Consider the following 16,257-nt stretch of genomic DNA (forward strand, 5'->3'; position numbering starts at 1 on the left):
GATAACCATCCGGGGTATTTGCGGTTGAACTTCAGCCACATTGATCCGGCGCGGCTGGATGAGGGGCTCAAGCGATTAGCGGCGGTGGTGCGACAGGCGCAGGCAGTGCAGGCAGCCTAGAAACAAATAAACCGGCGCAAGGGCCGGTTTATTTTTGCCTGGAGATTTGTGGTGGCTGTAGTGGCCTCATCGCGAGCAAGCTCGCTCCCACAGGGGGGCTGTGGTGTGCACAAAACCTGTGGGAGCGAGCTTGCTCGCGATGAGGCCACTACAGCCACCACAAATCTCCAGGCAAAAATAAACCGGCCCTTGCGCCGGTTTATTTGTTTCTAGGCTGCCTGCACTGCCTGCGCCTGTCGCACCACCGCCGCTAATCGCTTGAGCCCCTCATCCAGCCGCGCCGGATCAATGTGGCTGAAGTTCAACCGCAAATACCCCGGATGGTTATCCGGCTCAGGGAAAAACGGCTCACCCGGCATAAACGCCACGTCATTGGCCAGCGCGGCGTTGAGCAAGGTGCGGGTGTCTTGCGGCTGCTTGAGTTTCAGCCAGAAAAACAACCCGCCCTGCGGTACGTTCCAGTCCGCCAGATCGGAGAAGTGAGTTTCCAGCGCAGCCTGAAACGCATCCCGTCGCCCCCGATAAAAATCACGCAACTCACTGCGGTGTTGCTGATATTTCTCGCTGCCGATCCATTGCAGTGCCTGCCATTGGCCGACCCGATTGGTGTGCAAATCCGCCGATTGCTTGAGTTTCAACAGATGGGGAAACAGGTCCGGACTGGCAATCAAGTAACCAACGCGCAAACCCGGTAGCAGGGTTTTCGACACGGTGCCGGTGTAGATCCAGCTGGCCTTCTTCAAGCGACTGACGATCGGTGTGGCGCTGCCACCGTCGAAGGTCAGTTCGCGGTAAGGCTCGTCTTCAATCAGCGTCACGCCAAATTCATCGAGCAACGCCGCCACCGCGTCACGCTTGGCTTCGCTGTAACGCACCGCCGATGGATTTTGGAAGGTCGGGATCAGGTAGATGAAAGCCGGTCGGTGTTGTTCCAGGCAAACGCGCAGCTCCGCCAGGTTCGGCCCCTCAGCCTCCAGCGGCACGGTCAGGCAATCGGCGCCGAATAACTGGAAAATCTGCAACGCCGCCAGATAAGTCGGCGCTTCGAGCAGGATCTCGGTGCCCTTGTCGATGTACAGCTTGGCGGCCAGGTCGAGGGTCTGCTGTGAGCCGCTGACCACCAGTACCTGGCTCGCCTCACATGGCACTCCCAACGCCCGCGCCTCGGCGGCCAGCGCCTCACGCAGCGCCGGTTCGCCTTCGCTCATGCCGTATTGACCCATGGAAACCGGCATCTCGGTCCAATCGACCTTCGGCAACATGGCTTCGGCCGGTAGACCGCCGGCAAACGACATCATCTGCGGACGCTGGGCCGCGGCGAGGATTTCACGGATCAAAGAACTTTTAAGGCGCGAGACACGTTCGGAAAAAGCCATGGGGATCACCGGTAGCGAGGCATGTGGAAAATGAGTCAAACTTGTTGACCGAAATTACGCCTCCTCGAACGGATACGTCAATATGCTTGACCTTAAAAACCCGCTTTCCCAGCAGCAAGCCATGGAAGCGTTTTTCTTCGGCTACCAGGCCTTCACCGCCAAGGCCGATGAAATGCTCGAACGTCGCGGCCTGAGTCGGGTGCATCAGCGCATCGTGTTTTTCATCGCCCGCTATCCGAACCTGAGCGTCAAGGAGCTGTTGGCGTTGCTCGGCGTGAGCAAGCAGGCGCTGAACATGCCGTTGCGGCAATTGTTGGAGATGCATCTGGTCGACAGCGTCGCGTCCGAGACTGACAAGCGCAAGCGTCTGCTGGAGTTGACCGACGAAGGCGCGCGGTTTGAACAGGCGCTGCGCCGTGAGCAGGTGAAATTGTTGGAGAGAGTATTCGGCGAGGCTGGGGAGACGGCGGTAAACGGGTGGCTGGCGGTGAATCTGGCGTTGGGGAAAAACCAGTAAAAATCTACCTGTCCTCAAGTCAGTCATCGCGGGCAAGCCACGCTCCCACAGGGTCTTCGACGTTCACAGGGTCAGCGAACGACACAAAACCTGTGGGAGCGTGGCTTGCCCGCGATGGCGTCCTATCAGGCGATATATCCCTAAAGCCAAATATTTCGTCGACAAAACCAAAAACATTATTTGCATTATTTGTATACAAAAGCATAATCCACTTCGTGCGAGTTCCTGACCAAGCGGTCAACAAATTCGCAAGTGCCTCAAAGGGCCGCTGCCACCCTCATGGGTCCGGCCCTGGAAATAACAATAAAACTCTTGAGGAGTATTCGCTGTGGAAAGCCGCAAATCCGAAGCATCGACGCTGGAACTCTCGCCGCCATTACGCAATGGCTTGCTGGAGCGTCTGTTCAAACTCAGCTTGCATGGCACCACGGTGAAGACCGAGCTGATTGCCGGTCTGACAACCTTCATCACCATGGCTTACATCATCTTCGTCAACCCCAACATCATGGCCGATGCCGGGATCGATCACGGTGCGGCGTTCGTCGCCACCTGCATCGCCGCGGCACTCGGTTGCCTGTTGATGGGTTTGTACGCCAACTGGCCGGTCGGCCTGGCACCGGGCATGGGGCTGAACGCCTTCTTCACCTACACCGTGGTCGGTACCATGGGCTACAACTGGGAAACCGCCCTCGGTGCGGTGTTCGTTTCCGGTGTGCTGTTCATGATCCTGACCTTCTCGCGGATCCGCGAATGGTTGCTCAACAGCATCCCGGTCAGCCTGCGCTTCGCCATGGGCGCCGGCGTGGGGCTGTTCCTGGGGCTGATCGGTCTGAAAACCGCGGGTATCGTCGTCGATAGCCCGGCTACCCTGATCAAGCTCGGCTCCCTGCGCGAACCCGGCCCGCTGCTCGCCGCCGTGTGCTTCCTGATGATCGCCATCCTCAGCTACCATAAAGTGTTCGGCGCGATCCTCATCAGCATCATCACCGTGACCCTCGCCGGTTGGGGCCTCGGGCTGGTGCACTACGAGGGCATCATGTCCGCTCCGCCAAGCCTGGCTCCGACCTGGATGGCCATGAACGTCGCCGGCGTATTCAACGTCAGCATGATCAGCGTGGTCCTGGCGTTCCTCTTCGTGCACATGTTCGACACCGCCGGCACACTGATGGGCGTTGCCCAGCGCGCCAACCTGGTCGGCGCTGACGGCAAGATCGAAAACCTCTCCCGCGCGATGAAAGCCGACAGTGCGTCCAGCGTATTCGGTGCAGTGGTCGGTGTTCCGCCGGTCACAAGCTACGTAGAAAGTGCTGCTGGCGTGGCCGCTGGTGGTCGGACTGGTCTTACCGCAGTCACCGTTGGTGTGCTATTTATAGCCGCAATGTTTTTCGCACCACTGGCCGGCATGATTCCCGCCTATGCCACCGCTGGCGCACTGATTTATGTAGCGATGCTGATGATGGGCGGCATGGCCCACATTGAATGGGACGAAGCGACCGACAGCATTCCGGCGATCGTTACCGCCATCATGATGCCGCTGACCTTCTCGGTCGCCGACGGTATCGCCCTGGGCTTCATCACCTACGTGGCGCTGAAGGCCGGTACCGGCAAGTACAAGGAAATTTCCGTGAGTTTGTGGGTGCTCTGCGCGATCTTCATCGCCAAGTTCATCTTCCTGTAAACCTTACGCGGGACCCGCTTGAAAACAGCCTCACCCCGTCGGGTGGGGCTTTTGTGCAAATGGAGGAAAGTGATGAGTCTGGAAACCTGGCTGCTGTTCAGCGGCGCTGCGCTGATAGTGATCCTGATCCCGGGGCCGTTGTCTTTGCTGATGATCAGCAACAGCCTGAATTACGGTTTGGTCCGCTCCTACCCGGCGTTTCTGGGTGGCGTGATTGCCTCGATCTGCCTGCTGAGCGCCTCGGCGCTGGGCCTGGGCGCGTTGCTGCTGGCGTCGGAACAGTTGTTCCGCGCCTTGAAAATCGTCGGTGCGTTGTACTTGTTCTATCTCGCCTGGCAGAGCTGGCAGCAATCGCGCCAGCCTTCCCATGGCGCCGAAGTGCCTCAAGCTGCAGCAGTGCCGCGCTTTCGCGCACTTTTCGGCCGCGCGTTCATGCTGGGCGCGAGCAACCCGAAAGACATTCTGTTCTTCGCCGCTTTCCTGCCGCAGTTCTTGAGTGCCGAACAAGCGTTCCTGCCGCAGTTGCTGGTGATGATTGCGACCTGGACCGTGCTCGACCTGCTGTGCAAACTGGCCTACGGCCTTGGTGCCCATGGTGCGGCGCGGTATCTGCGCAGCGGCAAGGGGCAGAGCTGGTTTAACCGGATCAGTGCGGGGTTGTTCAGTGGTGCGGGTGCTGCGTCCTTGCTTAGCCGCTAAAAGCAAAAGCATCGCGAGCAAGCTCGCGATGGCGTCGGCACAGGCGCCACATTTCTCAAGACGAAAAAAAGCCCGCAGTGTGAGCGGGCGAAAGACCAAAGAAGCTATATGCGCAGTCGCTTCCAGGGTGCAGCAGCTGCCTGGGGGATCAGCTGCCGCGATAGGTGGAGTAGCTGTAAGGCGAAATCAACAACGGCACATGGTAGTGATCCTGCTCGGCGGAGATGCCAAAACGCAGCACTACGACATCCAGGAAGGCAGGCTCCGGCAGCTTGACGCCACGGGCGCGGTAGTAATCGCCGGCATGAAACTGAACCTGATAGACCCCGGAGCGGTAGTCATCGCCTTGCAGCAGCGGTGCATCGACACGACCATCGCTGTTGGTTATCGCGCTGGCGACCAATTCCAGCTGCGATCCTTCAACGCGGTACAACTCGACCTTGATCGAGCTGCCCGGGCAACCGTGTGCTGCGTCCAAAACGTGTGTAGTCAAACGTCCCATTGATTCTGCGCGCCTGCCTGCGTGGAGCAGTCAGACTTCGCGCCTCCCGAAGTCAGTTGAAAAGGAGACCGCACCGATTCGGAGCACGAAAAGCTGCGGCGATCGACCAATTAAGACACTTTTCAAAAAAATTGTACACAATAAAAACGACATTTTTCGCATGACTCCCGGCATCGGCATATTTTCCGTCGATTTCCCGCCAAACCGCACCACCTATGAGCCCTTCAATCAATAATTGACCAGTCAGGCAGATTTCTTGCAGGCTCACGCCAATAGCAGTAAAAGATGACAGTCGGTGAAAAATGCGAAAATTCAGGCTTACAAAGTGAATATAAAGTTGTATACAATCAGCCCATCGCTGTGACGCCAGCCTGCCACCCTTTTTTCAGCTGCGTCACACCAACCGTCATCATCGAACAAGAAGGAAGCCTGCAGTGAGCGCTGACTACCCACGCGACCTGGTCGGTTACGGCAGTAACCCTCCTCACCCACACTGGCCGGGCAATGCCCGTATTGCCCTGTCGTTCGTACTCAATTACGAAGAAGGCGGCGAGCGCAACATCCTGCACGGCGACAAAGAATCCGAGGCGTTCCTCTCGGAAATGGTTTCCGCCCAGCCGCTGCAAGGTGCGCGCAACATGAGCATGGAATCCCTCTACGAGTATGGCAGCCGTGCCGGCGTGTGGCGGATCCTCAAGCTGTTCAAGGAATTCGACATTCCGCTGACCATCTTCGCCGTGGCCATGGCCGCCCAGCGTCACCCGGACGTGATCCGCGCCATGGTCGATGCCGGCCACGAGATCTGCAGCCACGGCTATCGCTGGATCGACTACCAGTACATGGACGAAGCCCAGGAACGCGAGCACATGCTCGAAGCGATCCGCATCCTCACCGAAATCACCGGTGAACGCCCACTGGGCTGGTACACCGGCCGCACCGGCCCGAACACCCGTCGCCTGGTGATGGAAGAAGGTGGTTTCCTCTACGACTGCGACACCTACGACGACGACCTGCCCTACTGGGAACCGAACAACCCGACCGGCAAGCCGCACCTGGTGATCCCGTACACCCTGGACACCAACGACATGCGTTTTACCCAGGTCCAGGGTTTCAACAAGGGCGACGACTTCTTCGAATACCTCAAGGACGCGTTCGACGTGCTCTACGCCGAAGGCGCCGAGGCACCGAAAATGCTGTCGATCGGCCTGCACTGCCGCCTGATCGGCCGTCCGGCGCGCCTGGCTTCACTCAAGCGCTTTATCGAATACGCTAAAAGTCATGAACAGGTGTGGTTCAGCCGTCGCGTCGACATCGCGCGCCACTGGCAAGAAACCCACCCGTACCAAGGGGCTGCCAAATGAGCACCTTTCAAACATTGAAACCATCGACACTGAGCCGCGACGCCTTCGTCGCCGCTTTCGCCGACATCTACGAACATTCGCCATGGGTGGCCGAGAAGGCCTTCGACCTGGGCCAGGACGCTTCGATCGACGAGATCGAAACCTTGCACCAGCGCATGAGCGACATCCTGTTGAGCGCCGATCACACAAGCCAGCTGGCCCTGATCAATGCTCACCCGGACCTGGCCGGCAAAGCTGCCGTCCAGGGCCATCTGACCGCAGCCAGCACTGAAGAACAGTCTGGCGCGGGTATTCACCAATGCACGGCCGAAGAGTTCCAGCGCTTCACCGAGCTGAACGATGCCTACAAAGCCAAGTTCAAGTTTCCCTTCATCATGGCGGTAAAAGGCAGCAACCGGCATCAGATCCTCGCAGCGTTCGAAACGCGCATCCACAACCCGGTCGACACCGAGTTCAAATGTGCGCTAGCGGAGATCAACAAGATCGCCCTGTTCCGATTACTGACCCTATAGCAAGCCTGGCCCTGCGAATTCAAGAACGCCGAATCACCAAGGGCCCTGCAAGCATCCCAAGCCACTTATTTAAAGGCAGACAAGAAGAATGAAAGCTTACGCCGTACCTTTCGAGAAGTTCGTCAACCTGGCCGATGCCCGCCTGGGCACCAAAATCATCTCGGTCACCGATGACTGGTTCGCAGACGCCAACCGTCTGTTCCAACCGACCCCGGCCGTATGGAAGGAGGGCGTGTTCGATGACAACGGCAAGTGGATGGACGGCTGGGAATCGCGCCGCAAACGCTTCGAAGGCTTCGACAGCGCAGTGATCCGCCTGGGTGTGCCGGGTTCGATCAAGGGCGTCGACATCGACACTTCATTCTTCACCGGCAACTTCCCGCCTTCGGCTTCCCTGGAAGCCTGCTTCCTGGCCTCGGGTGAGCCTGATGAAAACACCCAGTGGACTGAAGTGCTGTCCGCCGTCGAGCTGCAAGGCAACAGCCACCACTACCACGAAATCAACAACGACCAGGCGTTCAGCCACCTGCGCTTCAACATCTACCCGGATGGCGGCGTGGCCCGTCTGCGCGTGTACGGTGTGCCGTTCCGCGACTGGTCGGCTATCGGCGACAACGAGCAGGTCGACCTGGCTGCAGCCCTTAACGGTGGCCGCGCCCTCGCCTGCTCCGATGAACACTTCGGCCGCATGAGCAACATCCTCAACCCGGGCCGTGGCATCAACATGGGCGACGGCTGGGAAACCGCGCGTCGCCGTACCCCGGGCAATGACTGGGTGATCGTCGCGCTGGGCCATGCCGGTGAAGTCGAGAAAGTCATCGTCGACACCCTGCACTTCAAGGGCAACTACCCGGACAGCTGCTCGATCCAGGGCGCCTTCGTGAAGGGCGGTACCGACAGCCAGATCGAAACCCAGTCGCTGTTCTGGCGCGAACTGCTGCCAAGCCAGAAGCTGGAAATGCACGCCGAACACACCTTCGCCGAGCAGATCAAGGCACTGGGCCCGATCACCCACATCCGCCTGAACGTGTTCCCGGATGGTGGTGTGAGCCGCCTGCGGGTATTGGGCAAGGTCGCGAAGTAATGCTGAGCCTGTAGGAGCGAGCTTGCTCGCGAAAAACTCAAGGACACCGCGTTCATCCTGGATGCACGCGTTATCGTTGACGACCATCGCGAGCAATCGAACGTCGACCGGCTGCTCCTACAAAGAATCATCCACACCTGAACGAATTAAGAAGAACAGCATGCGCACACTGACGATTGAACCGCTGACCAAAGAAGCCTTCGCCCCTTTCGGTGACGTGATCGAAACCGACGGCAGCGATCACTTCATGATCAACAACGGTTCGACCATGCGCTTCCATAAACTGGCGACGGTGGAAACCGCTACGCCAGAGGACAAGGCGATCATCAGCATCTTCCGCGCCGACGCGCAGGACATGCCGCTGATCGTCAGCATGCTGGAGCGCCATCCGCTGGGCAGCCAGGCTTTCATTCCGCTGCTCGGCAACCCCTTTCTGATCGTGGTCGCGCCAGTTGGCGATGAACCTGTATCAGGCTTGGTCCGCGCCTTCGTCACCAACGGCAGGCAGGGCATTAATTACCATCGCGGCGTCTGGCACCACCCGGTGCTGACGATCGAAAAGCGGGATGACTTCCTGGTGGTTGATCGCAGTGGCACAGGCAATAACTGCGATGAGCATTTTTTCAAAGAGGATGAGCGTTTGATCCTCGCCCCCCACCAATAAGAGAAGGCCTGATCACTCGACAACAGAGTGACAGGCGAGAGGTAAAGACTGTGGAAGCACATCTGTTGGAATGGCTGAACCTGAGCGTGCGCTGGGTTCACATGATTACTGGCGTGGCCTGGATCGGTGCGTCGTTCTATTTCGTCTGGCTGGAAAACAACCTCAACCGCGTCAATCCGAAAAACGGGCTGGCCGGTGATTTGTGGGCAATCCACGGTGGCGGTATCTACCACCTGGAAAAATACAAACTGGCCCCACCGACCATGCCGGACAACCTGCACTGGTTCAAATGGGAAGCCTACTTCACCTGGCTGTCGGGGGTCGCGCTGCTGTGCGTAGTGTTCTACTCCAACCCGACGCTCTACCTGCTGGCTCCGGGCAGCACCCTGAGCGGTCCTGAAGGCGTGGCCATCGGTCTCGGCTCGCTGTTCATTGGCTGGTTCATCTACTCCTTCCTGTGCGACTCGGCCCTGGGCAAACGCCCTGCCCTGCTAGGCGCAATCCTGTTCGTCCTGATCATCGGCGCGGCCTACGGCTTCAGCAAAGTGTTCAGCGGTCGGGGTGCGTACCTGCACGTCGGCGCGATCATCGGCACCATCATGGTCGGCAACGTGTTCCGCATCATCAYGCCGGCGCAACGCGCACTGGTAGCGGCGATCGCCGAGAACCGCACGCCGGATCCGGCGCTGCCAGCCAAAGGCCTGCTGCGTTCGCGTCACAACAACTACTTCACCTTGCCAGTGCTGTTCATCATGATCAGCAACCACTTCCCAAGCACTTACGGCAGCCAATACAACTGGCTGATCCTGGCCGGGATCGCGGTACTGGCGATATTGGTGCGTCACTACTTCAACACCCGTCACGACAGCCACAAGTTTGCCTGGACCCTGCCAGTGGCAGCCGTCGGCATGATCAGCCTGGCTTACGTCACCGGCCCCGCGCCGCTGAACAGCCCGGAAGTGGCCAAGGCGCCAGCGAAGATCGAATACCAGCCACTGCCGGAAACAGCAGTGGGCGGTGGTTTGAAACCGGCTGAAGCCAAACCTGCAGAAACGCCGGCTGCCGCACCGGCGCAAGCGTCCAACACAGGCCCAGGCTTTGACAAAGTGCACAGCGTGATTCAGGAACGTTGTGCGGTTTGCCATTCGGCCAAGCCAACCAGCCCGCTGTTCAGTGCGGCCCCTGCCGGTGTGATGTTCGACACCCCCGAACAGATCCGCCAGAACGCACCGCGGATTCAGGCGCAAGCCGTCACCAGCCAGATCATGCCACTGGGCAACATCACCCAGATGACCCAGCAGGAACGTGACCTGATCGGTGCCTGGATTGTGCAGGGTGCCCAGACCAACTAAGCAACAAAAGCATCGCGAGCAAGCTCGCTCCCACAGGTTTTGCACTGCCTGTGTGGGAGCTGGCTTGCCTGCGATTGGCCGCAAAGCGGCCCACCTGATTCGAATACAGCTGCCAGCAGCACTGCAGCTGTAAATCACAAGAATAAAAAAGATCCGAGGTGTTGCATGTCCGAGCTATCCACAGCGCGCATCCCCGACGCACCCGCCATTCAGCGTTTGCCCCTCTTGCAACTGATCCTGGTCGGCTTGCAACATGTTCTGCTGATGTACGGTGGTGCCATCGCGGTACCGCTGATCATCGGACAGGCCGCTGGCCTGAGTCGTGAAGAAATTGCCTTCCTGATCAACGCCGACCTGCTGGTGGCGGGTATTGCCACCATCGTCCAGTCCCTCGGCATAGGCCCCATGGGCATTCGCATGCCGGTGATGATGGGCGCCAGTTTCGCCGCCGTCGGCAGCATGGTCGCCATGGCCGGCATGCCCGGCATCGGCCTGCAGGGGATCTTCGGAGCTACCATCGCCGCCGGGTTCTTCGGCATGCTCATCGCCCCGTTCATGTCCAAGGTTGTGCGCTTCTTCCCGCCACTGGTGACCGGTACGGTCATCACCTCGATCGGTTTGTCGCTGTTCCCCGTGGCCGTGAACTGGGCCGGCGGCGGTGCTGGCGCCAGCCAATTCGGTTCGCCGATCTACCTGACCATCGCCGCACTGGTACTGGGCACCATCYTGCTGGTSCACCGCTTCATGCGCGGCTTCTGGGTSAAYATYTCSGTACTGATCGGCATGKGCCTKGGCTAYRTSCTCTGYGGCCTGMTCGGYATGGTCGACCTCAGYGGCATGGCTCAGGCGCCMTGGCTGCAATTCGTCACTCCGCTGCACTTCGGCATGCCGAAATTCGAACTCGCGCCGATCCTGTCCATGTGCCTGGTGGTGGTGATCATTTTCGTCGAGTCCACCGGGATGTTTCTGGCGCTGGGCAAGATCACCGGCCAGGAAGTCTGCCCACGGATGCTGCGTCGCGGCTTGCTGTGCGATGCCGGCGCCTCGTTCTTCGCCGGCTTCTTCAACACCTTCACCCACTCCTCCTTCGCCCAGAACATCGGCCTGGTGCAAATGACCGGCGTACGCTGTCGCTCGGTGACCATCGTCGCTGGCGGGTTGCTGATCGTTCTGAGCCTGCTGCCCAARGCCGCGTTCCTGGTGGCCTCGATTCCWCCGGCAGTACTGGGKGGCGCRGCSATYGCSATGTTCGGCATGGTSGCCGCSACCGGGATCAAGATYCTCCAGGAAGCCGACATCGSYGACCGKCGCAACCAGTTGCTGGTGGCAGTGAGCATYGGCATGGGTCTGATCCCGGTAGTGCGCCCGGAGTTTTTCGCCCACCTGCCCGTATGGATGAGTCCGATCACCCACAGCGGTATCGCCATGGCCACCCTCAGCGCGCTGACGTTGAACCTGCTGTTCAACATCCTGGGTGGCGCCGAACGCGCGGCCATCAACGACTGCCACGCTCACACACATTGATCTGACGGATAACCAAGGGGGCCTGCCTGTGGCCAGCCCCCTGGCCACAACCTGCGCCTCAAAAATAAAAACAAGAGGGAGCAACAGATGATTCGGACACAAACCAACCTGCTGTTGAGTGCTGGCCTGCTGGCCGCGAGTCAGGCCATGGCCGGCGATTTACTGCTGTGGCAGACCAACAGCCTGAGCTACCTGTACGGCAAGGATTTCGTGGTCAATCCGTCGATCCAGCAGACGATAACCTTCGAACACGCCGACCGCTGGAAGTACGGCGACAACTTCCTGTTCGTCGACAGCACCTGGTACAACGGCGAGAAAGACCGCAACAAAGGTGCTCATGCCTACTACGGCGAGTTCAGCCCGCGCCTCTCCTTCGGCAAGATCCTCGACCGCCGTTTCGAATTCGGCCCGATCAAGGACGTGCTGTTGGCCATGACCTACGAGAACGGCGAAGACGACACCGAGGCCTACCTGATCGGCCCCGGTTTCGACCTCGCGGTACCGGGCTTCAACTTTTTCACCTTGAACTTCTATTACCGTCAGACCGAAGGCTCGCGTCCCGGCGACGATGTCTGGCAGATCACACCGGCCTGGTCCTACACCCTGCCATTGGGCAACTCGAACCTGCTGATCGACGGCTACATGGACTGGGTGGTGGATAACGACCAGAACTCCCATGGCACTTATCACGCCAACCTGCACTTCAACCCGCAGATCAAGTACGACCTGGGCAAGGCCCTGAGCTGGCGGGAAAAACAGGTGTACGTCGGCGTCGAATACAGCTACTGGAAAGACAAGTACGGCATCGAAAACAGTTCCAGCTTCGACACCAACGAAAACACCACCAGCCTGCTGGTGAAGGTGCATTTCTGATGCTGCCCCGCAACCGTGCCCCAAACCTGTCGTCGGTGCGCCGTTGCGGAGCACTTGAGACCTGGCCGAGGAGTCAGTATTCTCCGCGGCCGCCCGAATCCGGTTTAAAAAAAAGCCCGGATGTAAAACCTGACCATAAAGCCAACTTATCCCGGCTCTGGCAGGCACCAAGGCACTCCAAAACCCCTCTCAATCGACCGCTCTTGAGCCGCCGAACGGGAGTTTTTTGCTTTTTGAAAGCCTTGGCTCAGCTCTTGCTAACAGCACCAAAGCTGACCGAATGGATGATTTTTTACCGCTACGGAAACAGGCGCCACACCAGAGCGCCGACCTTAAAAAAATAACGTGGAACCACCTACTTTTTGGGAGCAACCGAATGAAACGTACGTGCACTAGCCTGATGCTGGCGGGATCATTGCTGGCGGGGGGTCAGGCCATGGCCGGCGACTTGCTGCAGTGGCAGAACAACAGCCTGTCCTACCTTTACGGTAAGGACTTCCAGGTCAACCCGCGCATTCAGCAGACGGTGACCTTTGAACACGCCGACGGCTGGAAATACGGCGACAACTTCTTCTTCATCGACAAGATCTTCTACAACGGCAAGGAAGACGCCTTCGCGGGCAAGAACAGCCACTACGGCGAGCTCAGCCCGCGCCTGTCGTTCAACAAGATCTTCGACCAGAAGTTCGAGCTCGGCCCGATCAAGGACGTCCTGCTGGCCATGACCTACGAGTTCGGTGAAGACGATACCGAGTCCTACCTGATCGGCCCTGGTTTCGACCTGGCCATCCCGGGCTTCGATTACTTCCAGTTGAACTTCTACAACCGCCACACCGAAGGCGACCGCCCGGGCGACAACATCTGGCAGGTCACGCCGGTCTGGTCCTACACCATCCCGGTGGGTGGCTCGGATGTGCTGATCGACGGCTTCATGGACTGGGTGGTCGACAACGACGTGAACAAAAAAGGCGAATACCACGCCAACCTGCACTTCAACCCGCAGGTCAAATATGACCTGGGCAAGGCGCTGAACCTGGGTGCCAAGCAGCTGTACGTCGGTGTCGAGTACGACTACTGGAAAAACAAGTACGGTATTGAAGACAGCCAGGGCTTCAAGACTGATCAGAGTGTGACCAGTTTTCTGGTCAAGGTTCATTTCTGACGGAATGGATGTCCCAACCTGTCGGATAAGTCAGGTTGGGACTCGCTCACGCTGTGAGCCAATTTCGCCAGCGTGAACTTCTGAGATCAGTTGCTGATATCACGTTCATAGACTCGTTGTAACGAATATGCTGAAAATATGGTGGTATCTGCATTGTTTTTGGCCATTGCGACCCTTACTGCCGGGCCACTGTTAAATGTTGCAACGGCTTCACCCCAAGTACTCACTTGGCTTTCTTGCGAAACAAGCAAGTTAACTCTTCCAATAAAACTTTCATCCTCTGCCAAGGCGCCGGGGCCATAACCCGGACTATCCAAGCCCGCCAAAATATCTCGTGATACTTTTCGCGTCGCTTCTAAATAGACGTCTACTTTTTCTAATTGCTTGTGAGAAAATTTAAAGCCAATACCGGGCAAATAAAAATTATCCTCCGTCCCAACCAAATGACTTATTTCATGCCCCAGTGTAATAAGCGTATCGTGGTTATTGCTTATAAAACTCTCGTTAATCCATACTCGCCCATGAGGATCACCCTTCGATACATAGGCCCTTTTTGTCTCCCCCTCTGAAAGTCGAACCTTAACAAACTTATCTTGCCCAAGCTCAGATTGATACTCACCTATCAATTTATCTGCATCCTGCCACACACCGACCACATCACTTAATTCCGATAGTGACGCAGCCGCATAATAGTCCTGAACCACCGGTGCACTCTCACGTTCAAACTCCTTCATCATTAGAGCAGCAACTTGATAGGCTTGTCGTGCCCGCTTCAGATTTGAAGTAATCGCCATTTGCTCAGAAAAACTAAACTCCGATAGACCTCGCGCGACGATTTCGTGTCCGAGTCCGTTAACGGGATCTATCACTTTACGTTCATACTCATCATCCTTACCCTCATAAAACCGCCCATCCCTGTCAGTACGAACCATCGGTCCGTTGACCACAAAAGCATAAAGATTCAACCCATCAATACTTCCTGCCGGATCCGCACTCACCCAGCGTTGCAACCACGGCGCGTAATATCGATACCCGTAATAATAGAGCCCCGTCGCATCCCGCTCTTTCCCGGAATAACGAATCGTCTTGTAATTTACTTGAATTTCGCTGGAGCCCGCCCAGAGGGCCGTCCCGCCAAACGGGTAGTAAACCTCTCGAGTCACAACACCGCCCTGCTCATCCAACTCCAACGTGCAGGAATTCAAATGATCGCTCAGGCAATAACGCAGTTGGTCGTTGGACGCACCTTCAGGTGGTTTGGTGACCCAGTACAAAACGCGGATCCTACTGCGACCTGCTTCAACGCTGATGACATGCCACTCTTCACCCGTGGCCGTTTCACGATGGATTTCCAACCCAGGCAAATAACGAACTTCGGCACGGATCGTGCGCCGTGCAGCTTCGCTGAGTCGAACCTTTCGCAACCGATGCCCAAGACTGTCGTAGAAATAACTTTCGGTATCGTCGGGTCCATCTTCACGACTGACCATCGTGATCCGGTTTAACTGGTTGCGACTGTCCCAGCTCATCTTCTGACCGCGCAACAGCTCCTGTTGATTGCCGTTGGCATCAAAGCCGTTTGCCAGGTTCTCCTTATCCGCGACGCTGCGATTACTGATCAGCGATGTGAACATCTCGAAGGTTTGCACGTCGCTGTGATGGCGGGTCTGCAGGTTCCCGGCAGCGTCGTAGTTGAAGGTCTGGATGTAATTGCGCAACTGATTGGGGTCCAGCGGCGTGGTTTGCCAGACAGACAATGCAGGGCCATTGGCGGGTCGGCTCACTTCCCGGCCAGAGGCCTCGACCAGCTGATACTGGCTGTCATAGCGATAGCGGTTGATCGGGTCGATCCGCTGATTGTTGAAATAGCGGGTCGTTTCAAGCTTGTCTTCGAGGCTGGTGATATTGCCAACCGGATCGTATTCATATTCGAGGTGTTGCAGTGGCTGGCCATTGCAGGACAGCAATTGCAGCAAACGCCCATCTTCATCGGCGTAGTGAGCAGTGGTGATTACGCCGTTTCCAGCCCGTTCACTTTCAACCCTGCCTAACGCGTCGTAGTGGATGTCACTGACCAACAACTGAGGTGTTTCGGTGGCGCCTGCCAGCTTCAATCGGGTTTCTTTCAACTCACCAGACTGGTTGTACGCGAGCCCTCTGACGTTGCCCATGGCATCGGTCTGAGCGTGTATTTCCCCCAGTGGACCGTGTTGCTGCGCGGTCGTGAACACTTGCATCTCCAGCCAGCGCTCACGCTCTACAACATCGAATGGCCAGTCGGGAGGAGCAAGGGAGAGCAAAAACCGGGTCTGCTCCGCCAATGCCAGACCGCCTATGCCAAATTCATCAAGGATACGTGTGCCTGCCGGATGGTCATGGCGGATCAGTTGGCCGCACTGGTTATGAATAACAGACACTTCTCCCGCATCGCCATAAGCAAAACGCTCGGCGACACGCGACGGGTCATCTGTCATTTGCTCCGTCACTGCCGTCGGACGCTGAAGCTCATCGTACTCAGTGTGCCGCTGACTCCCGCGACCGTCCCAGAATGAGCGCACCATACCGGCCTGATCCAGCAAACTCAGTTGCCAACCGGCATCGACGCTGTCCACCAGCAGAGGCTGACTTAGTAAATTGTGCGTCGTGGCGAGGTTGGGTTTTGGCGCCGTGCCCCACAATCGTGGATCCCAGGAAGCCACCAGCCGTCCGGCAGCGTCAAAGTGATTGCGGGTGATGCGAGTCTCAATGGACGGGTTCCGCGGATGACGGCAATAGGCGACACTGCGCACAGCCAAACCGCGCGGATCCCCCACCGACACGCTCGGTGTGTGAG

Annotated in this window: 15 protein-coding genes and 1 pseudogene; 12 read left to right on the plus strand and 4 right to left on the minus strand. The window is 57.9% G+C overall.

Features of this window, described 5'->3' with window-relative positions; translation table 11 throughout:
- Positions 1 to 120, plus strand: a pseudogene (locus tag AC1DVH_RS17350) (PLP-dependent aminotransferase family protein); the annotation flags it as partial.
- Between the two features lie 209 nt (positions 121 to 329).
- Here AC1DVH_RS17350 and AC1DVH_RS17355 read toward each other — a convergent pair.
- A complete protein-coding gene (locus AC1DVH_RS17355; protein WP_477754844.1) occupies positions 330 to 1,496 on the minus strand; it encodes an aminotransferase-like domain-containing protein in 1,167 nt (388 codons plus the stop codon).
- A gap of 82 nt (positions 1,497 to 1,578) precedes the next feature.
- On the opposite strand from AC1DVH_RS17355, the gene AC1DVH_RS17360 reads away from it, so the two are divergent.
- From AC1DVH_RS17360 to AC1DVH_RS17370, 3 genes are all read left to right on the plus strand, one after another.
- Complete coding sequence (locus AC1DVH_RS17360; RefSeq protein WP_477754845.1) at positions 1,579 to 2,013, plus strand: MarR family winged helix-turn-helix transcriptional regulator; 435 nt, start codon at positions 1,579 to 1,581, stop codon at positions 2,011 to 2,013.
- A gap of 328 nt (positions 2,014 to 2,341) precedes the next feature.
- Complete coding sequence (locus AC1DVH_RS17365) at positions 2,342 to 3,691, plus strand: NCS2 family permease (RefSeq protein WP_477754846.1); 1,350 nt, start codon at positions 2,342 to 2,344, stop codon at positions 3,689 to 3,691.
- Positions 3,692 to 3,763: 72 nt separating this feature from the next.
- On the plus strand, positions 3,764 to 4,390 hold the full coding sequence (locus AC1DVH_RS17370) for a LysE family translocator (RefSeq protein ID WP_477754847.1): 627 nt from the start codon (positions 3,764 to 3,766) through the stop codon (positions 4,388 to 4,390).
- Between the two features lie 148 nt (positions 4,391 to 4,538).
- Here AC1DVH_RS17370 and uraH read toward each other — a convergent pair whose 3' ends face one another.
- Together uraH and AC1DVH_RS17380 are read right to left on the minus strand one after the other, a co-directional pair.
- Complete coding sequence (gene uraH / locus AC1DVH_RS17375; RefSeq protein ID WP_477754848.1) at positions 4,539 to 4,892, minus strand: hydroxyisourate hydrolase; 354 nt, start codon at positions 4,890 to 4,892, stop codon at positions 4,539 to 4,541.
- A 52-nt stretch (positions 4,893 to 4,944) separates the two neighbouring features.
- Positions 4,945 to 5,160 carry a hypothetical protein gene (locus AC1DVH_RS17380; RefSeq protein WP_477754849.1) on the minus strand — a complete coding sequence of 72 codons (216 nt, stop codon included), beginning with the start codon at positions 5,158 to 5,160 and terminating at the stop codon, positions 4,945 to 4,947.
- A 166-nt stretch (positions 5,161 to 5,326) separates the two neighbouring features.
- Here AC1DVH_RS17380 and puuE point away from each other — a divergent pair, with 166 nt between their 5' ends.
- From puuE to AC1DVH_RS17420, 8 genes are all read left to right on the plus strand, one after another.
- Positions 5,327 to 6,253: an allantoinase PuuE gene (gene puuE, locus AC1DVH_RS17385; protein ID WP_007988146.1), complete on the plus strand. Its 927-nt coding sequence runs from the start codon at positions 5,327 to 5,329 to the stop codon at positions 6,251 to 6,253.
- Positions 6,250 to 6,765, plus strand: a complete 516-nt coding sequence (gene uraD, locus AC1DVH_RS17390) for a 2-oxo-4-hydroxy-4-carboxy-5-ureidoimidazoline decarboxylase (RefSeq protein WP_477754850.1) — start codon at positions 6,250 to 6,252, stop codon at positions 6,763 to 6,765. Before puuE ends, uraD begins: the two co-directional genes overlap by 4 nt.
- Positions 6,766 to 6,853: 88 nt before the next feature.
- Positions 6,854 to 7,849: an allantoicase gene (alc, locus tag AC1DVH_RS17395; protein WP_007988149.1), complete on the plus strand. Its 996-nt coding sequence runs from the start codon at positions 6,854 to 6,856 to the stop codon at positions 7,847 to 7,849.
- Positions 7,850 to 8,009: 160 nt separating this feature from the next.
- On the plus strand, positions 8,010 to 8,513 hold the full coding sequence (locus AC1DVH_RS17400; RefSeq protein WP_477754856.1) for an ureidoglycolate lyase: 504 nt from the start codon (positions 8,010 to 8,012) through the stop codon (positions 8,511 to 8,513).
- Positions 8,514 to 8,563: 50 nt separating this feature from the next.
- On the plus strand, positions 8,564 to 9,865 hold the full coding sequence (locus AC1DVH_RS17405) for a urate hydroxylase PuuD (protein ID WP_477754851.1): 1,302 nt from the start codon (positions 8,564 to 8,566) through the stop codon (positions 9,863 to 9,865).
- 165 nt (positions 9,866 to 10,030) lie between these two features.
- Positions 10,031 to 11,389, plus strand: a complete 1,359-nt coding sequence (locus tag AC1DVH_RS17410; protein ID WP_477754852.1) for a nucleobase:cation symporter-2 family protein — start codon at positions 10,031 to 10,033, stop codon at positions 11,387 to 11,389.
- 87 nt (positions 11,390 to 11,476) lie between these two features.
- Positions 11,477 to 12,262 carry an outer membrane protein OmpK gene (locus tag AC1DVH_RS17415; protein WP_477754853.1) on the plus strand — a complete coding sequence of 262 codons (786 nt, stop codon included), beginning with the start codon at positions 11,477 to 11,479 and terminating at the stop codon, positions 12,260 to 12,262.
- Between the two features lie 376 nt (positions 12,263 to 12,638).
- Complete coding sequence (locus AC1DVH_RS17420; RefSeq protein ID WP_477754854.1) at positions 12,639 to 13,424, plus strand: outer membrane protein OmpK; 786 nt, start codon at positions 12,639 to 12,641, stop codon at positions 13,422 to 13,424.
- A gap of 86 nt (positions 13,425 to 13,510) precedes the next feature.
- Here AC1DVH_RS17420 and AC1DVH_RS17425 read toward each other — a convergent pair whose 3' ends face one another.
- On the minus strand, positions 13,511 to 16,123 hold the full coding sequence (locus tag AC1DVH_RS17425; protein WP_477754855.1) for an RHS repeat domain-containing protein: 2,613 nt from the start codon (positions 16,121 to 16,123) through the stop codon (positions 13,511 to 13,513).
- Between the last annotated feature and the right edge of the window lie 134 nt (positions 16,124 to 16,257).

Source organism: Pseudomonas sp. P4_C3, assembly GCF_056402075.1.